General features: G+C 69.6%; 19 protein-coding genes, 1 pseudogene and 1 riboswitch. Of the genes and pseudogenes, 10 read left to right on the forward strand and 10 right to left on the reverse strand.

Annotated features, from left to right (window positions below; all coding sequences use genetic code 11):
* Positions 1-7 precede the first annotated feature (7 nt).
* Positions 8-997 carry a CU044_5270 family protein gene (locus tag ABZ297_RS07830; protein WP_355341084.1) on the reverse strand — a complete coding sequence of 330 codons (990 nt, stop codon included), beginning with the start codon at positions 995-997 and terminating at the stop codon, positions 8-10.
* Complete coding sequence (locus tag ABZ297_RS07835; RefSeq protein WP_355341087.1) at positions 997-1,530, reverse strand: RNA polymerase sigma factor; 534 nt, start codon at positions 1,528-1,530, stop codon at positions 997-999. The genes ABZ297_RS07830 and ABZ297_RS07835 overlap by 1 nt, the downstream gene beginning before the upstream one ends.
* A 146-nt stretch (positions 1,531-1,676) precedes the next feature.
* Between ABZ297_RS07835 and ABZ297_RS07840 the strand changes: the two genes are divergently transcribed.
* Both ABZ297_RS07840 and ABZ297_RS07845 read left to right on the forward strand, forming a co-directional pair.
* Positions 1,677-5,384, forward strand: a complete 3,708-nt coding sequence (locus ABZ297_RS07840; RefSeq protein ID WP_355341090.1) for a CBM35 domain-containing protein — start codon at positions 1,677-1,679, stop codon at positions 5,382-5,384.
* Positions 5,385-5,388: 4 nt separating this feature from the next.
* Positions 5,389-5,682: a Dabb family protein gene (locus ABZ297_RS07845; RefSeq protein WP_355341093.1), complete on the forward strand. Its 294-nt coding sequence runs from the start codon at positions 5,389-5,391 to the stop codon at positions 5,680-5,682.
* Here ABZ297_RS07845 and ABZ297_RS07850 read toward each other — a convergent pair whose 3' ends face one another.
* The 3 genes from ABZ297_RS07850 to ABZ297_RS07860 all read right to left on the reverse strand — a co-directional run bounded on the left by ABZ297_RS07850 (position 5,683) and on the right by ABZ297_RS07860 (position 8,762).
* Positions 5,683-5,907: a DUF6458 family protein gene (locus tag ABZ297_RS07850; protein WP_355341096.1), complete on the reverse strand. Its 225-nt coding sequence runs from the start codon at positions 5,905-5,907 to the stop codon at positions 5,683-5,685.
* A 69-nt stretch (positions 5,908-5,976) separates the two neighbouring features.
* Entirely contained in the window at positions 5,977-6,915 is a 939-nt protein-coding gene (locus ABZ297_RS07855; RefSeq protein ID WP_355341099.1) for an MBL fold metallo-hydrolase, read from the reverse strand.
* 41 nt (positions 6,916-6,956) lie between these two features.
* Positions 6,957-8,762: an acyl-CoA dehydrogenase gene (locus ABZ297_RS07860; protein WP_355341102.1), complete on the reverse strand. Its 1,806-nt coding sequence runs from the start codon at positions 8,760-8,762 to the stop codon at positions 6,957-6,959.
* Positions 8,763-8,864: 102 nt separating this feature from the next.
* Here ABZ297_RS07860 and ABZ297_RS07865 point away from each other — a divergent pair, with 102 nt between their 5' ends.
* The 4 genes from ABZ297_RS07865 (at position 8,865) to ABZ297_RS07880 (ending at position 11,026) form a co-directional block, all read left to right on the forward strand.
* Positions 8,865-9,671 (forward strand): methyltransferase domain-containing protein, encoded by an 807-nt coding sequence (locus tag ABZ297_RS07865; RefSeq protein WP_355341105.1) that lies wholly within the window; start codon positions 8,865-8,867, stop codon positions 9,669-9,671.
* Positions 9,672-9,681: 10 nt separating this feature from the next.
* Positions 9,682-9,756, forward strand: a riboswitch (guanidine-III (ykkC-III) riboswitch).
* 31 nt (positions 9,757-9,787) lie between these two features.
* Positions 9,788-10,111, forward strand: a complete 324-nt coding sequence (locus ABZ297_RS07870) for a multidrug efflux SMR transporter (protein ID WP_350812062.1) — start codon at positions 9,788-9,790, stop codon at positions 10,109-10,111.
* Between the two features lie 41 nt (positions 10,112-10,152).
* Complete coding sequence (locus ABZ297_RS07875) at positions 10,153-10,533, forward strand: VOC family protein (RefSeq protein WP_355341108.1); 381 nt, start codon at positions 10,153-10,155, stop codon at positions 10,531-10,533.
* A gap of 25 nt (positions 10,534-10,558) precedes the next feature.
* Positions 10,559-11,026: an SRPBCC family protein gene (locus ABZ297_RS07880; protein WP_355341111.1), complete on the forward strand. Its 468-nt coding sequence runs from the start codon at positions 10,559-10,561 to the stop codon at positions 11,024-11,026.
* A 21-nt stretch (positions 11,027-11,047) separates the two neighbouring features.
* Here ABZ297_RS07880 and ABZ297_RS07885 read toward each other — a convergent pair whose 3' ends face one another.
* Positions 11,048-11,497, reverse strand: a complete 450-nt coding sequence (locus tag ABZ297_RS07885; RefSeq protein WP_355341114.1) for a hypothetical protein — start codon at positions 11,495-11,497, stop codon at positions 11,048-11,050.
* 107 nt (positions 11,498-11,604) lie between these two features.
* On the opposite strand from ABZ297_RS07885, the pseudogene ABZ297_RS07890 reads away from it, so the two are divergent.
* Both ABZ297_RS07890 and ABZ297_RS07895 read left to right on the forward strand, forming a co-directional pair.
* A pseudogene (locus ABZ297_RS07890) lies at positions 11,605-12,015 on the forward strand (GNAT family N-acetyltransferase); the annotation flags it as partial.
* A 114-nt stretch (positions 12,016-12,129) separates the two neighbouring features.
* Positions 12,130-12,528 carry a GNAT family N-acetyltransferase gene (locus ABZ297_RS07895; protein ID WP_355341144.1) on the forward strand — a complete coding sequence of 133 codons (399 nt, stop codon included), beginning with the start codon at positions 12,130-12,132 and terminating at the stop codon, positions 12,526-12,528.
* 102 nt (positions 12,529-12,630) lie between these two features.
* Here the strand turns inward: ABZ297_RS07895 and ABZ297_RS07900 are convergent, their stop codons facing one another.
* The gene (locus tag ABZ297_RS07900; RefSeq protein WP_355341117.1) at positions 12,631-13,173 is read right to left on the reverse strand and encodes a helix-turn-helix transcriptional regulator; all 543 of its coding nucleotides are present in this window, start codon (positions 13,171-13,173) and stop codon (positions 12,631-12,633) included.
* 243 nt (positions 13,174-13,416) lie between these two features.
* Here ABZ297_RS07900 and ABZ297_RS07905 point away from each other — a divergent pair, with 243 nt between their 5' ends.
* Positions 13,417-14,037, forward strand: a complete 621-nt coding sequence (locus ABZ297_RS07905) for a hypothetical protein (protein WP_355341120.1) — start codon at positions 13,417-13,419, stop codon at positions 14,035-14,037.
* On the opposite strand, the gene ABZ297_RS07910 is transcribed toward ABZ297_RS07905, so the two are convergent.
* A complete protein-coding gene (locus ABZ297_RS07910; RefSeq protein WP_355341122.1) occupies positions 14,015-16,030 on the reverse strand; it encodes a molybdopterin oxidoreductase family protein in 2,016 nt (671 codons plus the stop codon). The genes ABZ297_RS07905 and ABZ297_RS07910 overlap by 23 nt on opposite strands.
* Before the next feature lie 319 nt (positions 16,031-16,349).
* Here ABZ297_RS07910 and ABZ297_RS07915 point away from each other — a divergent pair, with 319 nt between their 5' ends.
* Positions 16,350-18,734, forward strand: a complete 2,385-nt coding sequence (locus ABZ297_RS07915; RefSeq protein WP_355341125.1) for a flippase-like domain-containing protein — start codon at positions 16,350-16,352, stop codon at positions 18,732-18,734.
* Between the two features lie 12 nt (positions 18,735-18,746).
* On the opposite strand, the gene mgrA is transcribed toward ABZ297_RS07915, so the two are convergent.
* A complete protein-coding gene (gene mgrA, locus ABZ297_RS07920; protein ID WP_355341128.1) occupies positions 18,747-19,733 on the reverse strand; it encodes an L-glyceraldehyde 3-phosphate reductase in 987 nt (328 codons plus the stop codon).
* Positions 19,730-21,823, reverse strand: a complete 2,094-nt coding sequence (locus ABZ297_RS07925; protein ID WP_355341130.1) for a S9 family peptidase — start codon at positions 21,821-21,823, stop codon at positions 19,730-19,732. The genes mgrA and ABZ297_RS07925 overlap by 4 nt, the downstream gene beginning before the upstream one ends.
* Positions 21,824-22,268 lie beyond the last annotated feature (445 nt).

A 22,268-nucleotide genomic window follows, 5' to 3' on the forward strand; every position in this document is an offset into this window, starting at 1 on the left:
CGCCGGGTCAGTGCTTGGGCAGGCGGGGTGGCTCGTCGGTCCAGCCGAGCCGCCTGATGACGAAGGACTGGTAGGGCACGCCGACCCCGACCATCCGCGCCACCGACGCCACCTGGTCGACGGCGACGTCCTGGGACGCGAGCAGGTTCCCCGTCTCCGGGTCGATCACGAGCTGCTCCTGGATCGGAGCCCCCCGCCGCAGGGCGATCCCCGGCCGCCCGTCGACGTCGGAGATCCCTGCGGCGATCGTGGTCCCGGGCAGGGCGGCCAGCATGCGGTAGACGGCGGCACGGGTGGCAGGCGTGGCGGGGGAGTCGAGCAGCAGCCGCTCGCCGGCACGCCAGAGCCAGGTGTCCCTGTCGACCTTCGCCCCGCTGGGGTAGCTCCTGAGCAGCTCTTCCGCGAGCGTCCCCGGATCGGTCGGCAGCGCCAGCACCCGCGCGATCGGAAGCTGAAGCCCCTGCGCCAGCTCGAAGATCTCCGCGGTCGGCTTGCTGATGTAGCGCCTCCCGCAGTCCATCGTGCACAGTTCGGGCGAACCCGCCTTCTTCCACGCCGCAGCGTCGCCCGGCCGAAAGGGCTTGACGGAGAGCTGCTGGTAGACGCCGGTGTTCCGGCCGTCCTCGGTGGACCAGAGCTGGTCCCTGAGCCGCTCCTGCGTCAGGTAGCCACCTTCGGGGGCCCGCTGCACGTAGACCTGGTCCATCTCGCGCAGCCAGTTCGCTCCCGAGCCGGTCGGCTGGGCGGCGAGCCGGTCGGCGGCTGCCTCCAGCTCCGTCCTGGGGCCGCTGGTCGTGGCCGTGGTGACCTGATCGCCGCCCGACCAGGGGAGGAGCAGCGCGAACGCGCCGAGCGCGGCGGCCACGGCGAGGACGATCGGGCGGCGCGAGCGCCTGCGGCCGCCGTCCAGGACGCGGGCGCGGACCGCGTTGACGTCGGCGGGACTCGCGGGCGGCAGGCCGGGCATGACCTCGTCGATGAGCTGGAACTCCCGCATCAGACTTCAACTCCCAGTGCGTTCCGCAGTTTGGCCCTGGCCCGGCTGAGCCGGGACGCGACGGTGCCGTTGGCGACGCCGAGCGCCGCGGCCACCTCGTCGTAGGTGAGCTCGCCGTAGGCGATGAGCAGCACGACGTCGCGTTCACCGCGCGACAGTCCCGCCAGCGCTTCGGCCAGCCGCGCGGCCGTCACCTCAGCGCTGAGCCGGTCGGCGACCAGCTGGTCGTGCCCGCTGTCGTCGGGTGGCGGGCCCGTCCTGGCCATGGCGCGGTACCGGCGCAGCTCGGCGCGCCGGTGCCGGCCGATGAGGTTGGTGGCGATGCCGTACAGCCACGCGCGGACCCCGCCCCTGGCGGCGTCGAAGCGGGTGCGCCGCCGGAAGGCGATCAGGAAGGTCTCGGCGGCCAGGTCCTCGGCCACGCCGGGGTCGAGCCGCCGCCCGATGTAGCGGCGGATCTCCTCGTAGTGAACGTCGAAGACGGTGGCGAAGCGCTCTGGAGAGGCGATCGCGCCGTCGGGGGCAGTGAGCACGCAAGGATCTCCCTTGCCTGGTGAGAGGAGCAGGACATCTCTTATTGCCCGCTGGCGAGGGACCCTTCCACAAGTTGGGCATTTACGAGTTCGCCCATGGCTGTTAAGAAGGTTTACTAACGAACCCCTCGGCCTTGCGAGGACTCATGGCGCGCTTCCTCCTGCTCCTGTTATCCACCTGCACGTTGCTGCTGAGCGCGGCCGGCGTGGCAGTGGCCGCACCCGCAGCGGCCGCACCCGCGGTGGCCGCGCCCGCGGTGGCCGCACCCGCGACCGCCACCCCGGCCGTCACCGCCGGCTCCTCGACCGCGCTCGCCGGCTACAAGATCCAGTCGTCGGCCAAGGTCTCCGACTCCGGCGCGACCATCTCCACCCCGGGCTACGCCGCGAGCGGCTGGTACCCGGTGGGCCCGCGCTCGACCGTCCTGGCCGGGCTGCTGGAGAACAAGGTCTACCCCGACCCGTTCTACTCCACCAACATGCAGTCGATCCCGACGGCGGACTTCGACGTCCCGTGGTGGTACCGCTCGGACTTCACGCTCGGCACCGAGACCGGCCTGCGCACCTTCCTCGACTTCAGCGGCGTGATCTCGAGCGCGGACGTCTGGGTGAACGGCACCCAGGTGGCCACCGCCGCGCAGGTCGCCGGCGCCTACACCAGGCACGAGCGGGACGTCACCGCCCTGGTCCACCCGGGCGCCAACTCGGTGGCCTTCCGGATCAACCCGAACAACCCCAACAGCAACCTGACGATCGGCTGGATCGACTGGGTCCAGGTCCCGCGCGACGACAACATGGGCATCTTCCGCGACGTCCTGATCCGGCGCAGCGCCGACGTCTCGCTCCGCAACGCGCACGTGATCACGAACCTGGCCGTCCCGGCCCTTGACCGCGCCGACCTCACCATCAAGGCGGACGTCCGCAACGGCTCGGGCAGCCCGGTGACGGCGACGGTCACGGGCGCGATCGGGTCTCAGACGTTCTCCCAGGACGTCGCCCTGGCGGCGAACGAGACCAAGCGCATCACCTTCCCCCAGACCCTCACGAACCCCCAGGTCTGGTGGCCGTACACGATGGGCGCCCAGCCGCTCTACGACCTGAATCTCACGGCCACGGTGGGCGGCGCGGAGAGCGACACGCTGAAGCAGCGCTTCGGCGTCCGCAAGATCGAGTCGGGCAAGAACGCCGGCGGCCGCCGCTACTACAAGGTCAACGGCCGGAACATCCTGATCAGAGGCGGTGGCTGGTCGCCCGACATCTTCCTGCGCAAGAACCTCGGCTACCTGGAAGACAAGATCCGCTACGTCAAGGACCTCGGCCTCAACACCGTCCGCGTCGAGGGCCACCTGGACACCGACGAGCTGTACGACCTGGCCGACCAGTACGGCATCCTGATGATGCCGGGCTGGGAGTGCTGCAACAAGTGGGAGGGCTCGTTCGCCGCGGCCGACTACCCGATCGCCAAGGCGTCCATGCAGGCGGAGGCGGTGCGGTTGCGCAACCACCCGAGCGTGATCTCCTTCCTCATCGGCTCCGACAACCCGCCGACGGCCCAGAAGGAGACCGACTACCTCGACGCGCTCACCGCCGCCGAGTGGCAGCTCCCGGTCGTCTCGGTGGCCTCCGACAAGTCCAGCCCGCAACTGGGCAACTCGGGCCTGAAGATGCCGGGGCCGTACGACTGGGTGCCGCCGAACTACTGGTACAACAAGCGCGAAGGCGGCGCGTTCGGCTTCAACTCCGAGACCAGCGCGGGCCCGGACGTCCCGACGCTCGACTCGCTCAAGCGGATGATGACCACGTCACAGATCGACTCGCTCTGGCAGAGCCCGAGCGCGACGCAGTACCACCGCTCGCCGTCCAGCACGTTCAACAACCTGACGATCTACCACAACGCGCTCAGGGGCCGGTACGGCGCGCCGACCGGGCTGACCGACTACGTGAAGAAGGCGCAGCTGGCGCAGTACGAGGCGGTCCGGGCGCAGTTCGAGGCGTACGGACGCAACTTCACCGACTCCAGCGACCCGTCGACCGGCGTCATCTACTGGATGCTCAACAGCGGCTGGTCCTCGCTGCACTGGCAGCTCTTCGACTACTACCTCGACCAGGGCGGCTCGTACTGGGGCACGCGTGAGGCGAACAGGCCGCTGCACGTGCAGTACTCCTACGACAACAAGTCGGTCGTGGTGGTCAACTCCACGACCCAGGCGGCCTCGAACCTGACGGTCAAGACCGACGTGTTCAACCTGGACGGCACGTCCAAGTACAGCAACACGGCGACGGTCAGCGCGCCCGCCGACGGCGGCAAGGCGACGGCGGTCACGATCCCGTCGATCAGCGGCCTGTCGACGACCTACCTGGTACGGCTGTCGCTGCTGCGCAACGGCGAGGAGATCGACCGCAACGTCTACGCGCTGTCCACCGCCAGCGACGTGATCGACTGGGCGGGCAACGACTGGTACTACGTCCCGACCAGCAGTTACGCCAACCTGACCGGGCTGAACACCCTGGCGCAGGCTCCGATCACGGCCACCGCGTCCTCGCCGGAGGCCGGGAAGGTCACCGTGACGGTCAAGAACACGGGCACGGGCGCCATCCCGGCGTTCATGCTGGACGCGCACGTCGTCGACAGTTCGGGCAGGCCGGTGCTGCCGGTCCAGTGGACGGACAACGCGATCAGTCTCTGGCCGGGCGAGTCGAAGACGCTGACGGCGACCTTCCGCCCGTCGGACCTGAGCGGCGCCGCGAGCGTCAGGGTCTCCGGGTGGAACACCTCGACGGTCACCGTCCCGACGGGACCGCCCGACACCGAGAGCCCGAACGTGCCGGGCAACCCGCGCGCGACCGGCAAGACCTCGTCCAGCGTCTCCCTGACCTGGGACGCCGCCACCGACAACGTCGGCGTGACCGGCTATGACGTCTACAACGGCACGTCGCCGGCCGCCACGGTCACCGGCACCACGGCCACCGTCTCCGGCCTGGCGGCGAGCACCTCGTACACGTTCACGGTCAAGGCCCACGACGCGGCGGGCAACTCCTCGGCCGCCTCGGCCCCGGTCACCGAGACCACCGACAGCGGCCCCACCGGCCCCGCCACCTACCAGGCCGAGGACGCGACGATCTCGCAGGGTGTGGTGGAGTCCAACCACGTGGGCTTCACGGGGACGGGTTTCGTGAACTACGACAACGTGACGGGCAGTTACGTCGAGTGGACGGTGAACGCGGCCACCGCGGGCCCCGCCGACCTGGAACTGCGCTTCAGCAACGGGACGACGACGAACCGTCCGATGTCGATCGCGGTGAACGGCGCGGTGGTGCTCACGCGTGACTTCCCGAGCACGACCAACTGGGACACCTGGCAGACCGCCACTGTCACGGCGGACCTGGCCCAGGGCGTCAACAAGATCAGGGCCACCGCCACCACCGCCAACGGCGGCCCCAACGTCGACCGGCTCGCGGTGATCCCGCAGGCCCCGACGACCGACTACCAGGCCGAGGACGCGACGATCTCGCAGGGCGTGGTCGAGTCCAACCACGCGGGCTTCACGGGCACGGGTTTCGTGAACTACGACAACGTGACGGGCAGTTACGTCGAGTGGACGGTGAACGCGGCCACCGCGGGCCCCGCCGACCTGGTGCTCCGCTTCAGCAACGGGACGACGACGAACCGTCCGATGTCGATCGCGGTGAACGGCGCGGCGGTGCTCACGCGTGACTTCCCGAGCACCACCAACTGGGACACCTGGCAGACCGCCACCGTCACGGCCGACCTGGTGCAGGGGGTGAACAAGATCAGGGCCACCGCCACGACCGTCAACGGCGGGCCGAACGTGGACCGGCTCTCGATAGGCTGACCTCATGATTCGCCACGTCGTGCTGTTCACCTGGACCGAGGCCGCCACCGAAGAGCAGAAGGCCACGGTCGCGGCCGAGTTGCGCAAGCTCCCGGGCCTGATCCCGGAGCTGCGGGCCTACACGGTGGGCGCCGACGCCGGCATCAACCAGGGCAACTACGAGTTCGCGGTGGTCGCCGACTTCGACTCGGTCGACGACTACCTGGTGTACCGCGATCACCCCCGGCACCAGGCGTTGATCGCGGAGCACATCAGGCCGATCATGGCGGACAGGGCCGCCGTCCAGCTGAACGTCTAGTCACGCCTCCGGCGGGTGGTTCTCGCGGTGCATCAGCCGCTCGTCGGAGGTGCGCCCCCGCCTGGGGGCCAGCACGACGCTCAGGATCACGCCCACGCCACCGACGATCATGAAGATGATGCCGATGATGTCCATGTGGACGCTCTGCCCGAAGACATCCGGTTCGATGGCGAACTTCAGGATGGCGCCGAGCGTGAGAAAGAAGATGCTGACGCCGACACCCATGACAACGACCTCCAGAAGGCAAAGAGCGAGTACGCCCACGGTCATACCCGGGCAAGGCTGATCACACCCTCAGGCGAGGCACGAGAGTGGCCTGCCGCCGTTGAAGGTGATCATGTCGCCCACGGCGGCGACCAGATCGATCGGGCCGCCCGGGGGCAGCCCGTCGAGCTCGGCGTAGGCCCGGTGCAGGTTGCCGACGATCCGCTCGGGGTCGAGCAGGCCCGCCCACTCGCCGAGGTCGCTCTCGCGGGCCGTCTCCAGCGGGGTCAGCCCGGCCGCCCGGCCGCGCTCGGCCGTCGCCAGCACGAAACGCAGGTAGCCGCGTACCCGGTCGATGACCTCGGGCCCGCAGATCTCGCCGTGCCCGGGCACGATCGTCTCCGCGTCCAGCTCGTCGAGCTGGGAGAGCGCCTCGATCGCGCCCGTCACCGAGCCCATCAGCACGAACGGCGTGCCGCCGTTGAACACCAGGTCACCGGAGAACAGCACCCGCCGCTCAGGGATCCAGACGTAGGAGTCGTTGGTCGTGTGGGCGGCGCCGCCGACGTGCCTGACCTCGCAGCGCAGGTCGTCGGAGTAGAGCGTGACGCGGTCGGTGAAGGTGAGGAACGGCGGCACCGCCTCCAGCGCGCCCCACTCGACCTCGGCCGACCAGGCCGCGCGGTAGGCGGGGATGCCCTCGGCCAGGATGTGCTCGCGGGTGCCCTCGTGGCCGACGATCGTCGCCTCGGGGAACAGGTAGTTGCCGAACGTGTGGTCGCCGTGGTGGTGGGTGTTGACCAGCGTGGTGATCGGCCGGCCGGAGACCGCGGCCACGGCCTCCCGGTACGCCCTGGTGCGGCGCTCGGTCGAGCAGGCGTCGACGCCGATCACGCCGCGGCGTCCGGCGAGGAAGCCGGTGTTGTTGATCCACCAGCTCCCGTCGGGCTGGATGTAGGCGTAGATGCCGTCAGAGACCTCTTCGACGCGCGGCGGGGGCAGGGGGTGATCGTGCGAGGTCGAGCTCATCTGCTGACCGTACCCTGTGCCCCCGCGGCGGCGGGGAAGGTCTAGAACGCCTCCTCCGGCAGGTTCATCAGGTCCTGCCCGGTGGCGTCGAGGACGCGCCGCTCGGCGGCCAGCCGAGGCAGCACGGTCGTCGCGAAGAACGAGGCGGCGGCGACCTTGCCCTGGTAGAACGGGTCCTCGCCGTCAGCCAGTCGGGCGAGCGCCACCTCCGCCTGGCGCAGCAGCAGCCAGCCGATCACCAGATCGCCGAGCGCGAGCAGCAGCCTGGTCGTGTTCAGCCCGACCTTGTAGACCTCCTCCGGCGTCTCCAGCGCGCCGAACGCCCACCCGGCCATCGTGTCGCCCATGGCCTTGACGTCGGCCGCGGCCTCGGCGAGCAGCCTGCGCTCGTCCTTGAGCCTGCCGTTGCCCGCGTCCGAGGACGCGAACGCGTTGATCTCCGCCAGCAGCGAGCCGACCGCGGCGCCCTGGTTGCGCAGGATCTTGCGGAAGAACAGGTCCAGGCCCTGGATGGCGGTCGTGCCCTCGTACAGCGAGTCGATCTTCGCGTCGCGGATGTACTGCTCGATCGGGTAGTCCTGCAGGTAGCCGGAGCCGCCGAGCGTCTGCAGCGAGCGGGCCAGCAGCTCGTACGAGCGCTCCGAGCCGACGCCCTTGACCAGCGGGAGCAGCAGGTCGTTCATCTCGTGGGCGTGCCGGTCGTCCGGGTCGAGCTGGATGGCGTCCTGGAAGGTGGCCGTGTAGAGCACGAGCGCCCGCATGCCCTCGACGTACGACTTCTGCAGCATCAGCTCGCGCCGGACGTCCGGGTGGTGGCTGATGGTCACGCGCGGGGCGGACTTGTCGGCCATCCTGGTCAGGTCGGCGCCCTGGACGCGGGACTTGGCGTACTCGAGGGCGTTCAGGTAGCCGGTGGAGAGGGTGGCGATGGCCTTGGTGCCGACCATCATCCGGGCGTGCTCGATCACCATGAACATCTGCCTGATGCCCTCGTGCACGTCCCCGACCAGCCAGCCGATCGCGGGGTGCTTGTCGCCGAAGGTCAGCTCGCAGGTCGTCGAGACCTTCAGGCCCATCTTCTTCTCGACGTTGGTGACGTAGACGCCGTTGCGCTCGCCCAGCGAGCCGTCCTCCAGGTTCACGTGGAACTTGGGCACCAGGAACATCGACAGGCCCTTGGTGCCGGCGCCGTGGCCCTCGGGGCGGGCCAGCACCAGGTGGAAGATGTTCTCGGCCATGTCGTGCTCGGCGCTGGTGATGAAGCGCTTGACGCCCTCGAGGTGCCAGCTGCCGTCGGGCTGCCGCACGGCCTTCGCCCGGCCGGCGCCCACGTCGGAACCGGCGTCGGGCTCGGTCAGCACCATCGTGGCGCCCCAGTCGCGCTCGATGGCCAGTTCGGCGAAGCGCTTCTGCTCGGGGGTGCCGAGCTTCCACAGGGTGTAGGCGAAGTTCGGTCCGGCGGCGTACATGTACAGGGCGGGGTTCGCGCCGAGGACCATCTCCGCCGTGGCCCACGCCAGGCTCCGCGGGATGCCGGGGCCGCCCAGCTCCTGGGGCAGGTCCAGGTGCGCCCAACCGCCGTCGACCAGCGCCTTGAACGACTTCTTGAACCCCTCGGGCACGGTGACGCTGCCGGTCGCGGCGTCGAAGACGGGCGGGTGGCGGTCGCCTTCCTCGAACGAGTCGGCCAGGACGCCGGTGGACAGCCTGTTGACCTCGTCCAGGATGCTTCGGGCGACGTCCTCGTCGACTTCCGCATAGGGGCCGGTGCCGAGGATCTCACGCCGACCGAACACCTCGAAAAGGTTGAACTCCAGGTCGCGCAGGTTGCTCTTGTAGTGGCCCATGAGTGCGTGTCTCCTTGAACCCGGGGGTTTATCTACTCGTGGGTAACCTTACTAGCTATGCTACCCGTGAGTAACCACCGGTATGCGTGGCATGCTCATGTCATGGACGCAGCAGAACTCGCCGATCGGTGGCGAGAACGCCTTGAGGCGTGGGCCATCCCGGAGAAGATTTTGGCTGCGGCTCCGGCCGACCCCTGGGGTCACTCGCCCGCACGCTTCGCCGCGCGCACCGACAGGGCGCTCGCCGAGCCCGACGACGGCCCCACCATGACCCGCCTGGCGGAGGCCCTGCCCGAGGGCGGAACGCTGCTGGACGTCGGCTCCGGCCCCGGAGCTTCCTCGCTCCCGCTGCGTGACCGGATCGGCCACTTGTACGCCGTCGACACCTCGCCCGCCATGCTCGCCGAGATGGCGACCAGGGCCGACAAGCTGGGCGTCCCGCTGACCGCGGTCGAGGGGTGCTGGCCCGACGTGGCGGGCGGGCTGCCCGAGGCCGACGTGACCATCTGCGCGCACGTCGTCTACAACGTCCCCGACCTGGCCGGCTTCCTGCGTGCGCTGAACGCCCACAGCAGGCGGCGGGTCGTCCTCGAACTGCCGCACCGCCACCCGATGAGCTGGACGACCCCTCTCTGGCAGCACTTCCACGGCGTCGACCGCCCGGTCAGGCCCGTCGCCGAAGACTGCGTCGCGCTGGTCGCCGCCCTCGGCTACGGGGTCAGGGTCGAGGAGCGGGAGGCGCCGCTCGAACGGTTCACCACCCTGCACGACCTCGCGGTCAGCGCCTGCCGCCGGCTCTGCCTGGACCAGTCGCGGGCGGACGAGGTCGCCGAGACGGCCGAGGAGTTCGGCATGTGGCCGCTCCCGCGCGAGCGCTGGGTCACCATCTGGTGGGACCGCCGGGAATGATCGGCCGCGCGGCGCCGTTCACCCGATGAGCCCGAATGCTCCCGGACGAGACGCGCCGTACCCGGTAACGCGAAGACGACGCGACGGTATCCGTCTCGTCCTCGCAGGGAGTTGTCATGGTCTGGCTCGTTCTCATCATCGCCGGCGTGTTCGAGGTCGCCATGGCGCTGTCGCTCAAGCTCAGCGACGGCCTGTCGCACCTGTGGTGGACCATCGCCTTCCTCGTCAGCGGAGCGCTCAGCTTCGGCCTCCTGTCGTACGCGCTCAGGTCCCTGGAAGTCGGGACGGCGTACGCGGTCTGGACCGGCATCGGGGCCGTGGGAACGGCCGCGCTCGGCATGATCGCGATGGGTGACAACGTGTCGCTCGTCCGGATCGCCTCGATCGCCGCCATCCTGATCGGCGTGGTCGGCCTCAACCTGTCGTCCAGCGCCCACTGACCGGGTTGACGCGTTCGGCGGCGTCGCGGTTGGGTGGCGGGGTGATTGAGATCCATGCCGTGACCATCGACTGCGCCGACCCGTACAAGCTGGCCTCGTGGTGGAGCGCCGCCACCGGCCTGCCGCTGGGTGAGGGTGACCAGCCGGGCGACGACGAGGTCATGCTCCGCACCGAGCACGACCCGTTCCTGCTGTTCATCCGGGTGCCCGAGGGCAAGAGCGTGAAGAACCGCGTGCACCTGGACGTCAACGGCACCGAGGGCCGGAGCCGCGACCAGGAGGTCGAGCGGCTGCTCGGCCTCGGCGCGACCATCTTCGACGATCGCCGGGAGAACGGCGTCGGCTGGGTCACCATGCTCGACCCCGAGGGGAACGAGTTCTGCGTCTGTCGCAGCCAGGCCGAGCGAGCCTTGTCAGAATAAGGTTCGGTCAGCGAAGCTGATCGTTATGAGCGAACCGAGCGCGTCCGCGAGCATCGAGATCGCCGCTGCACCGGAACGGGTGTACGAAGTGATCACCGACTTCGACAGTCTTGCAAGCTGGAACGCCGAATGCCTGAACGCGCGGTGGATCGGCGAGGTCAAGGAGGCCAGGCCGGGCGCCAGGTTCGTCGGCGACAACCGCAACGGCGCCCGGAGCTGGTCCACCACCTGCACGGTCACCGCCGCCGAGCCCGGCAGGACGTTCGCCTACCAGGTGCGGGCGGCCGGGGTCATGGACATCGCGATCTGGCGGTTCGACCTGACCCCTACAGCCGGCGGCTGCCTGGTCGAGCAGAAGACCTGGAACATCGCGCGCCCGTGGATGAAGACAGTCGGCCGCCTGGTCACGCAGGTGCCCGACCGGGCCGGCCACAACAGGGCGAACATGGTCAGGACGCTCGAAGGGCTGAAGCGCGTGGCCGAGGGCGGCTGACAGGGCGCGGACGCCCAGAGGTCACTGCTGCGGGCGGGCCCGTCCCGACATCGTGAGCGTGACGACGGCGGCGATCAGGTAGACCAGGGCGCCGTGCCAGGCCGCCGCCCAAGCGGAGCCGAAGACGCCCTCGCCGTCCAGTACAAGCTGCACCGGGTAGTCCAGCACGGCGGCGATCCCGGCGGGCAGCAGCGAGAACTTCCACGGGTGCCGCAGCGACCAGAGCCTGGCCTGCCGGGTCACCCGGTCGCCCTCGTGCGGCTTGGAGACTGCGCCGATCGCGGCGATCAGCGCGAACAGGCTGATGCCCAGCCCCAGGGCCCATCCCAGGTCCCCGCCGCCGGTGAGCAGCCCCATGCCGTAACCGGCCGCGCTCACCACGCCGCCGCTGATGGCGGCGGCTTTCCACGGGGCGCCGCGCAGCGCGGCACCGGACAGGGACACCTCATCGCGTCGACTGATTTCGTTCATGTCCCCACAGTGCCTCCCCAGACCCCCGGACCACATCGGGGACGGACCCTGATTCCACCCCTACCCGCCGTGACCGGCACCGGAAGGGGCCCTGACATGATGCGGGCATGCGGGAAACTCTGATCGAGGAGCTGGGCGCGGACGACAGGGAGCGGCTGCGCGCGATCCGGCTGCGGGCCCTCCAGGACTCTCCGGACGCGTTCGCCTCGTCGTACGACAAGGAGAGCACCTTCGACGCGGCTATGTGGTCCGAAAGGCTGAAAAATCCGGAATCGCGGTGGTTGGTGGCCGCCCAGCACGGCCACGACGTCGGGCTGGTCTGCGTCCGGAAGGAGAACGGCCGGGCGCACATCGTGTCCATGTGGGTCGCCCCCGAGGTCAGAGGCGCCGGCCTGGGTGGGCTGCTCCTGGACGAGTCCCTCACCGTGGCGAGGGCGTACGGGGTCGAAGAGGTCGAGCTCTGGGCTGTCGACCAGAACAAGGCGGCCAGGGCCCTGTACGCGAGCAGGGGCTTCGTCCCGAGCGGCAAGGTGATGTCCCTGCCGTCCAACCCCGGCCTGTCGGAGTCGCACTACGTCCTGTCGCTGCTGTTCCGCGCGGCCCGCGCCGCCGACGTCCCGGCGATCGTGGCGATGCTGGCCGACGACCCGCTCGGCGCCCGGCGCGAGGGCGACCCGAACGACGAGCGCTACCTGGCCGCCTTCGCGCGCATCGACGCCGACCCGTACGACGAGCTGATCGTGGCGGAGCACGACGGCAAGGTGGTCGGCACGATGCAGCTGACCTACCTGGCGGGGCTGTCCCGGCTGGGCGCGGAGCGCTGCCAGATCGAGGCCGTCAGGGTCGCCGCCTCCACCCGCGGCCAGGGCCTCGGCCGCAAGATGATCACATGGGCGGTCGACAGGGCCAGGGCGAGGGGCTGCGCGATGGTCCAGCTCACGTCCGACAAGTCGCGCACGGACGCGCACCGCTTCTACGACTCGCTCGGCTTCACCGCCTCCCACGAGGGCTACAAGCTGTCCCTCAGCTGACCGGCGAGCCGAACGGGCCCCGGGAAGCCGCGAGCGGGTGCCGCGCCGAACGGGTCTCGGGAAGCTGCGAGCCGGTGCCGAGCCGGGCGGCCACCCGGGGAGCTACGAGCCGGTGCCGAGCTGGGCGATCATCCATCTGCACCATTCGGCCCGGTGCCGCTCGTAGCCCAGCCCGCACAGCAGCGTCGCGTAGTTGCCGAACCGCGGGTCACCGAAGGGCGGCGGCTCGCCGAACGACGCCTCGGCCCGCTCGTACTCGGTCAGCCGCGCCTCGTGCGCGGCCAGTTGGTCGGTGAACATCTGCCTGACCAGCCCCGGCTCCGCCAGCCACGCCGCGTACGTCTTGAGCACCAGCTCGTCGCGCTCGGGACGCTCACGCGGCGGCTTGGTGATCCATTCCCGCAGCTTCGCCGACCCCTCGGGGGTCAGGTGGTAGACCTTCTTGTCCTGCGGCCCCGGCCCGTGCGCGGCCTCGTACCCCACCAGCCCGGCGATGCGCAGCTTCTGCAGCTCGGTGTGGATCTGGCTGTGCCCGGCGGTCCAGAAGTAGCCGACGGGACGCCGCATCACGGCGGCGATGTCGTATCCGGTGCGGTCGCCGCGTGCCAGTACGGCGAGTATCGCGAATCCAAGCGTTGAGGTCATCGTGCGTCCAAGGGTATGGTGCCCACAGACTATGTCAGTTCAGACATAGTTGTGCGGGAGAGGGCGGATATGCGCGGGGTCGTCGGTCTGGTGGGGATCATGTTGGTGCTGACCGCCTGCGGGGGCACGGCCAGCGATCAGGCCGCGCCCGCGCCGCCCTCGTCCTCCGCCCCGGCGCCGTCCGCCACCCCGTCGTCCAGCACCCCGTCGTCCAGCACCCCCGTCTCCAGTACCCCGGTGCCGTTGGCCACCGGACCGAACGTCTCGGGCTGCTTCACCGAGAAGGACGGCAAGATCTTCACCTACGGCGACGACATGCCCGGCGTGATCACGGGCCACGGCCCGGTCGGCGTGGTGATCACCTACGAGCGCAACGGCACCGTGTGCAACTGGCGCCCGCTCTCCGACCGCCTGGTCGCGGCCGGCTACCGCGTGCTGCTGTACGCCAGGAAGCGCACAGACCTCCCCGAGGACGTCGCCGTCGCCATGGGCGAGCGGCTGTCCAAGGAGAAGGGCGTCAAGCGGCTGTTCCTGGTGGGAGGCTCGATCGGGGCGACGAGCGCGGTGCCGGCGGCCGAGAAGCTGGGCTCCAAGGTCGCGGGCGTCGTCGGCCTGTCAGGGGCGATCGACCTGGCTGACGCGTCCAGGCTGACCGTCCCGCTGCTGCAGATCGGCAGCGAGAACGACGGCTACGGCGGCGCCACGGACCTGCAGCGGTCCCACGACGCGGCCACCAAGGCCCCCGACAACCAGCTGCACGTCGTCAAGGGCGCCAGCCTGCACGCCTCCGACCTGTTCCGCAGCCCTCACGGCCCCCAGGTGCTCGACCTGATCGTGGCCTTCATGGACCGGCACAAGGGCTGACCTCGACCAGGTTGTCGTGGTAAACCGGCCCCTTGCCCAGGTCGGCGTCGCGCTCCTCCACGACCGCGTTGACGTTCGACCCGCCCGGGCTGTGCTTGGGCCAGTGCCCCTTCGGCGAGGCCACCACGCCCCGCGCCACCCGGTCGCTGACCTCGACGTCCGCCAGGAACTCGCCGCCGCCGTTGTGCACCCGCACCCGCTGCCCGCTCACCAGCCCGCGCTCCTCGGCGTCGGCCGGGTTCACCAGCACCACGGGCCCCTTCGCGCGCCGCCGCAACTCCGGATTGTTGCCGAAGATCGTGTTGAGGAAGGTGTGCGCGGCGGGGCTGATCAGCGTCAGCCGGTACGGCGAGCTCCCAGCCGTCCGCGCGGACATCGACGGCACGTACGCCTTCCCGGGAGGGGGGAAGCGCAACCGGCCGGAGGCGGTCGGGAAGCCCTCGGCGAACGGCGCGAACGGCTTGGGGTAGTTCATCCGCACCCAGCCCTCCTTGCGGAGCCGGTCCAGCGTGACGCCCTCCAACGAGGGATGCCCGCTGCCCAGAAGCTGCTCGGCCAGCTCCAGGTCCGAGTCGAACAGCGACGGCTCCGTCATCCCCATGTGCGCCGCCAGGCGGCGGAACGTCTCGGTGGTCGACAGGCACTCGCCGGGCGGCGCCACGGCGGGCTCGTTCCACAGCAGGTAGAGATGGCCGTAACCGGCGTGGAGGTCCAGGTGCTCGGTCTGCATGGTCGCGGGCAGCACGATGTCGGCGTAGTCGACGGTGTCGGTGGGGAAGTGCTCCATCACGACCGTGAACAGGTCCTCGCGTTCGAGCTGCCGCCTGATCCGGTTGGTGTCGGACGTCGAACCCAGCGGGTTCGCGCCGTACACCCACAGGCACTTCACCGAGTCCAGCTCGGAGGCGAGCCTGGTCATGGCCAGCGTCCGCACCGGCCGTTCCAGCAGGTCGTCGCGGGTGTCGATGTCGAAGTGGACGTGCCCGCTGGTGGAGTACGCGACCCCGCCGCCCGGGTGCCGCCAGTCGCCGGTGACGCCGGGGATCGCGGCGATCGTCCGCATCGCGGCGCCCCCGCCCTCGTGCCGCTGGATGCCCATGGTGGCGCGGATCGCGGTCGGCCGGGTGTGCGCGAGACGCATCCCCAGCCTGTGGACGTCCTCGGCCGGGATACCGGTGATCTCGGCCACCCTCTCGACCGGGTATCTCAGGATCTCCTCGCGGAAGCGCTCCCATCCCTGCGTGTGCTCCGCGAGGAACTCCTCGTCCTGGGCGTTCTCCGCGAGCACCACGTTGAGCAGGCCGAGCGCGAGCGCCGCGTCGGTGCCCGGCCTGATCGCCAGGTGCTCGTCCGCCTGGTCGGCCGTCCTGGTGCGGATCGGGTCGATGGCCACCACGTACGCGCCGTTCGCCCGCGCGTCCTGGATGAACTTCCACAGGTGGTGGCCGCTGGTCAGCGTGTTCGTGCCCCACAGCAGGATCAGCCTGGACAGCGCGAAGTTCTCCGGGTCCATGCCGCCCGCCGTGCCGTTGGCGAGCGTCAGCCCGCTGCTTCCCGCCGCCGAGCAGATGTTCAGCCAGTGCTTGGACGCACCGAGCACGTTCCAGAACCGGCGCCCGGCCACGCCCTCGCAGCCCTGGAGGTAGCCGAGCGACCCGGTGCCGTTGTACGGCCAGATGGCCTCGCCGCCGTGCTCGTCGACGATGCCGCGCAGCCGGGCCGAGATCTCGTCGAGCGCCTCGTCCCAGGTGATCCGCTCGAACTGGCCCGAACCCTTGGGGCCGGTGCGACGCAGGGGGTACAGGATGCGGTCGGCCGCCTCGGTGTGCTCGAGGAAGCGGTTGACCTTCACGCAGAGCGCGCCCCTGGTGTAGGGGTGGTCGGGGTTGCCACGCATCTTGACGGCCTTGCCGTCCTCGACGGTGACCACCCAGGAACAGGTGTCAGGGCAGTCCAGCGGACAAGCCCCCAAAACCCTCAATTCACCCGGCATGGCTCACAGCCTATGCGCCCTGCCGTTGACCGCCTGAGGGGCGCCGCATGCGGAATTCCTGCTTTCCCATCAGCGCGGACGATCCGGCCTCGCGGTAGAAATCAGAGGTGAAGGGTTCCAATTTCACCGTGTAGCCTGCCAGGCGCAGCCTGCGGGTGAAGCCGACCCGACTCGCACCCGGTGCGGCGCTCAAGGTCACGGTTGAGGACACTGGAAGGTAATGATCGTACGGTCCGGCCGGGAAGGTACAGAATCGCTGTCGGTGGCCGATATCAGGGAACGTGAAGACGCGGAGGGCCTCTCGGGAGGGGATCCAGCCGTGGCCGAAGCGCGCGCTGAAGCTGACGCGGACGTCTACGTAGTCGAGCCGCTTCTGCCGCAGCGCCTGCGCCGCCCCTCCGACCTGCTGCGGTTCTTCTCCACGCTGATCGTGCTCACCGCGGTCATCCTGCTCGCCCTGGTCGCCAAGCAGACCCTCAACGGCCTCGAGGCGGACGTCAAGGAGGGCACCACCCTCGTCCCCGACCTGCTCAGCCGCATCGCGACGTTCCTGGGTGGCGCGGCGGTGCTCATCGTGCCCGTGGCGTTCGCCGTCGAGCGGGTCTTCCACCGCGACGGCCTGCGCGTGGCCGAGGGGCTGATCGCCGCCATCGTCGGCATGGTCGTCTCCTTCCTGCTCGGCCAGTGGCTGGTCACGGGCAGCGTCCAGGACCTGCGCATGCTGCTGACCGGCGGGCGCTCCATCGAGCCGCTGAACACGCTGCTCACCTCGGTCATCGCGTACGCGACCGCGGTCCGCATCTCGCGCAGGCCCACCTGGCGCGCGCTCATGTGGACCGTGATCGCGCTCGACATCTTCGCCCTCTTCTCCGGCAGGCAGATCACCCTGCCGGGCGCGGCCGTCACCGTCCTGGTCGGCATGGTCATCGGCTACGGCACCCTGTACGGCGTCGGCAGCCCCAACACCAGGCCGCCCGGCAACGCGGTGATCGCCTCGCTCCGCAAGCTCTCCTTCGCCCCGGTCTCGGCCCGCCGCATCGAGGACGACCACCAGGGCAGCCGCCGCTACGCCATCGGGCTCAAGGACGGCAGCAGCCTCGACGTCACCGTCCTCGACCGCGACAGGCAGGTCGCCGGCCTGCCCTACCGGCTCTGGCGGCGCTTCAGGCTGCACTCGGAGACCAGGCGCAGGGCCATCAGGTCACTCCGCGCCGAGCTGGAGCGCGAGGCGCTCATGGCGTACGCCGCGCAGGCGGCGGGCGCGAGCACGCCGCGGCTGCTCGGCACCAGCGAGATCGGCACCGAGGCCGCGCTGCTCGCCTACGAGCACCTGGAGACCACCCCGCTCGACGAGGTCCCCGACTCCGAGATCGACGACGACCTGGTCGCGCAGATCTGGGAGCAGGTCGAGCTGCTGCAGATCCAGCGGCTCGCGCACCGGCGGCTCACCGGCGACGGCATCCACCTCGACAGGGCGGGCCGGGTCGTGCTGACCGACGCCCGCAGCGGCGAGATCGCCGCCGGCGACCTGCTGCTCAGGCTGGACGTCGCCCAGCTCCTCACCTACCTCGGGCTGCGCGTGGGCGCCGAGCGCTCGGTGCGCATCGCGGCGGCGGTCATCGGGCCCGACGCGCTCGCCGCCGCCATGCCGCTGCTCCAGCGCATCGCGCTCACCCGCGAGACGCGCTCGGCGCTGTCGAAGGACAAGCAGCTGCTCCCCAGGCTCCGCGAGGAGATCGTGGCGCTCAAGCCGCAGGCGAAGGTCGAGGAGGTGCGGCTGGAGCGGTTCAGGCCGCGCACCCTCGTCACGATCATCGCCAGCACGCTGGCCGCGTACATCCTGCTCTCCCAGCTCAGCCAGGTGAACGTGGGGCGAGTGATCACCACCGCCAACTGGGCCTGGTCGGGGCTGGCGCTGGTCGCCTCGTTCATCAGCTTCGTCGCTGCCGCGCTCATGCTCAGGGGCTTCGTGCCGGAGCCGCTGCCGCTCTGGCGGACCGTGCTCGTGCAGTTCGCGTCCTCGTTCGTGAAGCTGGTCGCGCCCGCCGCGGTGGGCGGGGTCGCGATCAACACCCGCTACCTGCAGAAACGTGGTATCTCCCCGGCGCTGGCGGTGGCCAGCGTGGGCGCGTCGCAGCTCGTCATGATGATCTTCCACATCGCGTTGCTGCTGCTGTTCGCGTACATCACCGGGTCGAGCACCGCCACCTCGTTCACGCCCTCGCGCGGGCTCGTCGTGGTGATGCTCGCGGTGGCGGTGCTGGTGGTGGCGCTGCTCGGCGTGCCGCCCCTGCGCAGGGCCATCACCGCCCGGATGCGCTCGCTGTTCTCGAACGTCCTGCCGCGGCTGCTGGACGTGCTCCAGTCGCCCCGCAAGGTGATCGAGGGCTGCGCAGGCACGCTGATGATCACCCTCGCCTTCGTGGGCTGCCTGGACGCCTGTGTGGCGGCCTTCGGCGGCTCGCTCGACTTCACCGCCGTCGCCGTCGTCTACCTCACGGCCAACGCGATCGGCTCGGCCGCGCCCACTCCTGGTGGACTGGGCGCGGTCGAAGCCTCGCTCACGCTGGGGCTCACCGTGGCGGGGTTGCCCGCCGAGCTGGCCACGTCGGCCGTCCTGCTGCACCGGCTGCTCACGTTCTGGCTGCCGGTGCTGCCGGGCTGGGCCTCGTTCACCTACCTGCAGCGGCACGAGGCCCTGTGACGGCCTCGTGGATCACGAGGCCCGTCGCGTGATCTTGTCGATGGCCTGCAGCTCGTCCTCGGTGAAGGGCGGGCCTTGCAGGCAGGCGACGTTGTCCTCCAGCTGCTTCACGCTGCTCGCGCCGATCAGCACGCTGGTCACCCGCGCATCCCTGAGCGTCCACAGCAGCGCCATCTGGGCCAGCGACTGGCCCCTGCTCTTCGCGATCTCGTTGAGGTCGCGCGCCAGGTCCCGGTCGATCTCGTCGGCGCTGAGGAACCTGCTGGTCGCGGCCCGCGAGTCGGTCGGGATCCCCTCCAGGTAGCGGTCGGTCAGCAGGCCCTGGGCGAGCGGCGAGTACACGATGCACCCCATGCCCTCCTCCTCCAGGACGTCCAGCAGCCCGCCCTCGATCCAGCGGTTGATCATGGAGTAGGACGGCTGGTGGATGAGCAGCGGAGTGCCCAGCTCCCGCATGATCCGGGCGGCCTGCGCGGTCTGCTCGGGCGAGTAGCTGGAGATGCCCGCGTACAGCGCCTTGCCCGAGCGCACCGCCCGGTCCAGCGCGCCCATCGTCTCTTCGAGGGGCGTGTCGGGGTCGGGGCGGTGGCTGTAGAAGATGTCGACGTACTCCAGGTCCATCCGCTTGAGCGACTGGTCCAGGCTGGCGAGCAGGTACTTGCGCGACCCCCACTCGCCGTAGGGGCCCGGCCACATGTCGTACCCGGCCTTGGTGGAGATGATCAGTTCGTCCCGATAGCGGGAGAAATCTTCGCGGAAGATGCGGCCGAAGTTCGTCTCCGCCGAGCCGTACGGGACTCCGTAGTTGTTGGCCAGGTCGAAGTGCGTCACGCCGAGGTCGAACGCCCGGCGCAGGATCGCGCGGGAGTTCTCGATCGGGCGGTCGTCGCCGAAGTTGTGCCACAGCCCAAGCGAGACGGCCGGCAGCTTCAGCCCGCTCCTCCCGCTCCGGTTGTACGGCTGCCGCTCGTAGCGGTTCTCGTCCGGCTGATATGTCATGCGGTGCCTCTTTCGATGATCCACGAGAGCGCGAAGGCCTCTTCGCGCCAGGCGTCGTAGCGCCCGCTGCGCCCGCCGTGCCCCGCCCCCATCTCCGTCTTCAGCAGGAACGGCCCGCCGCCCGCCGTCGCACGCAGCCGGGCGATCCACTTCGCGGGCTCGTGATAGAGCACGCGAGTGTCGTTGAGACTGGTGATGGCGAGAATCGGCGGGTACGGCCTGCCGTCCACGTTCTCGTACGGGGTGTAGCTCTTCATGTAGGCATAGACCTCGGCGTTGTGCAGGGGATCGCCCCATTCGTCCCATTCGATCACAGTCAGCGGCAACGACGGATCCAGGATCGTGTTCAGGGCGTCCACGAACGGCACCTCGGCCACCACGCCCGCGAACTCCTCCGGAGCGAGATTCGCCACGGCGCCCATCAGCAGCCCGCCCGCCGACCCGCCCCTGGCGATCAGCCGCTCGCTCCACCCGGCCTGCTTCAGGTGCCTGGCCACGGCGACGAAGTCGGTGAAGGTGTTCCGCTTCCTGGTGAGCTTGCCGTCCTCGTACCAGCGCCTGCCCATCTCGCCGCCGCCCCTGACGTGCGCGACGGCGAACACGAACCCGCGGTCGAGCAGCGACAGCCTGGGGACGGAGAAGCCCGGGTCGATCGAGGTCTCGTAGCTGCCGTAGCCGTACAGGACGGTGGGAGCGGGAGTCTGCGTGCCGCGGCGCTTGACCAGCGAGATCGGGACACGCGTGCCGTCCTCGGCCGTCGCCCAGTCGCGGAACTGCTCGTAGTCGGCCGGGTCGAAGCCGCCGAGCACCGGGCGCTGCTTGAGCAGGATCAGCTCGCGCGTCGCCAGGTCGTAGTCGTACACGCTCGACGGGGTGATCATGCTGGTGTAGTGCAGCCGCAGCCTGCCGGTGCTGAACTCGGGGTTGCCCGCCGGGCTGACGTCGTAGAGCGGCTCGGGGAACTCGATCTCGTACGCGGCGCTCGCGTACGCCACCTCGGCCCGGTCCCGCCAGCCGTCGCCGCCGTTCTCGTACGGGAGCACCCTGATGCCGGTCAGCCCGTCGCGGCGGAAGTGCACGACCGCGTGGTCGGAGAACGCGTCGATCTCCAGGAGTCGGGTGTCGTCGCTGTGGGCGATCAGCGGAGTCCACGTGCCCGGCGCGTGGAGGGGCGCCGTCGCCAGCTCGAAGTTCTCGGCGTTCTCGTTGTGCAGGACGTAGAAGAAGTCGCCGGCGTGCTCGACGCCGTACTCGACGCCGGTCGTCCGCGGGCGCACGAGCTGGAACTCACCCGTGGGATCGGACGCGTCGAGGATCCGCACCTCGCTGGTGATCTTGCTGCCCGCGCCCAGGACCAGGTACTTCTCGCTGCGGGTGAGGCCGATGCCGACCCAGAAGCGCTCGTCCGCCTCCTCGTAGACCAGCACGTCGTCCTGCGTACCGAGGGTGTGACGATAGACCTGGAACGGACGCCAGGCGTCGTCGACCCGCGTGTAGAAGAACGTCGAGCCGTCGGCCGACCAGGCGCCGCCGTAGAAGATGCCCTCGATCACGTCCGGGAGCAGCTCGCCGGTCTCCAGGTTCTTGAACCTCAGCGTGAAGCGCTCGTCGCCCTTGAAGTCGGTCGAGTAGGCCAGCATGTTCCCGTCGGGAGAGACGGCGCTGGTGCCGATGGAGAAGAACGGGCTGTCGCCGGCGAGCTCGTTGCCGTCGAGCAGGACCTGCTCCTGGTCCAGGCGCTCGCCGGGGGTGATCTCCGGCGGCGTGTCGCCGTCGGCGGGGACACGGCTGGAGACGCCGTACTGCTTGCCCTCCTCGGTGCGGGTGAGGTACCACCACGCGCGCTTGCGGCTCGGCACCGACAGGTCGGTCTCCTGCGTCCGCCCCTTGATCTCCTGGAACACCTGTTCCTGCAGGTCGGCGAGGTGAGCGGTCTCCTGTTTGAGAAACGCGTTCTCCGCTTCCAGGTAGGAGACCGTGTCGGGATCGTCCTTGTCGGCCAGCCACGCGTATTCGTCGATCACGGTGTCGCCGTGATGCGTGCGTTCAGTCGGGACCTTCTTCGCCACTGGCGGCGGGTTGCTGCTCACGTGGGGAGTCTATGTTCGCCCGTGATCGATCTGTGGCCTTGAAGCTTGACGAACGCGTGCCGAGTGCTCGGGAGCGCTGCTAATCTTTAGAAGCCGACGCGGTGCGGCGCAACCAACCTCCTCCACTCAGGTGGATTTGGCATGGCTTGTGTCGTAGAACGTTGGCACCCTCCCATCTGGCTCACCGGTTCGTAGCATGTCTGCGGCCTGGTAAGTTAGAGGGGTTGCCCCGGAGACGGGGTGGGTCTGAAATTCCGAAAGCGCCGAATTTGACAGAAAATACGGTCGCTGAAAGAATAAAGACACAACGAAATGAGCGCCTCTCGCAGGACTGGGGAGTAAGCGTCCGTTTCTTGAGAACTCAACAGTGTGCTAAAAGCCAGTGCATGATGCACAAACCCCGTCATTGATTTGACGGATTCCTTTTGGTTGGGATTCAACCATT

It is taken from the genome of Nonomuraea sp. NPDC005983, assembly GCF_040614375.1.
In the GTDB taxonomy this organism is placed as follows: Bacteria; Actinomycetota; Actinomycetes; order Streptosporangiales; family Streptosporangiaceae; genus Nonomuraea.

What these genes read in the sequence shown, in the direction of transcription:
- ABZ297_RS07880 (WP_355341111.1), top strand. Translation starts at nt 10,559, where the DNA reads ATGAGCGAACCGAGCGCGTCCGCGAGCATCGAGATCGCCGCTGCACCG.
- ABZ297_RS07865 (WP_355341105.1), top strand. Translation starts at nt 8,865, where the DNA reads ATGGACGCAGCAGAACTCGCCGATCGGTGGCGAGAACGCCTTGAGGCG.
- ABZ297_RS07900 (WP_355341117.1), bottom strand. Translation starts at nt 13,173, where the DNA reads ATGACCTCAACGCTTGGATTCGCGATACTCGCCGTACTGGCACGCGGC.
- ABZ297_RS07885 (WP_355341114.1), bottom strand. Translation starts at nt 11,497, where the DNA reads ATGAACGAAATCAGTCGACGCGATGAGGTGTCCCTGTCCGGTGCCGCG.
- ABZ297_RS07850 (WP_355341096.1), bottom strand. Translation starts at nt 5,907, where the DNA reads ATGGGTGTCGGCGTCAGCATCTTCTTTCTCACGCTCGGCGCCATCCTG.
- ABZ297_RS07830 (WP_355341084.1), bottom strand. Translation starts at nt 997, where the DNA reads ATGCGGGAGTTCCAGCTCATCGACGAGGTCATGCCCGGCCTGCCGCCC.
- ABZ297_RS07855 (WP_355341099.1), bottom strand. Translation starts at nt 6,915, where the DNA reads ATGAGCTCGACCTCGCACGATCACCCCCTGCCCCCGCCGCGCGTCGAA.
- ABZ297_RS07895 (WP_355341144.1), top strand. Translation starts at nt 12,130, where the DNA reads ATGCTGGCCGACGACCCGCTCGGCGCCCGGCGCGAGGGCGACCCGAAC.
- ABZ297_RS07845 (WP_355341093.1), top strand. Translation starts at nt 5,389, where the DNA reads ATGATTCGCCACGTCGTGCTGTTCACCTGGACCGAGGCCGCCACCGAA.
- ABZ297_RS07870 (WP_350812062.1), top strand. Translation starts at nt 9,788, where the DNA reads ATGGTCTGGCTCGTTCTCATCATCGCCGGCGTGTTCGAGGTCGCCATG.
- ABZ297_RS07840 (WP_355341090.1), top strand. Translation starts at nt 1,677, where the DNA reads ATGGCGCGCTTCCTCCTGCTCCTGTTATCCACCTGCACGTTGCTGCTG.
- ABZ297_RS07910 (WP_355341122.1), bottom strand. Translation starts at nt 16,030, where the DNA reads ATGCCGGGTGAATTGAGGGTTTTGGGGGCTTGTCCGCTGGACTGCCCT.
- mgrA (WP_355341128.1), bottom strand. Translation starts at nt 19,733, where the DNA reads ATGACATATCAGCCGGACGAGAACCGCTACGAGCGGCAGCCGTACAAC.
- ABZ297_RS07860 (WP_355341102.1), bottom strand. Translation starts at nt 8,762, where the DNA reads ATGGGCCACTACAAGAGCAACCTGCGCGACCTGGAGTTCAACCTTTTC.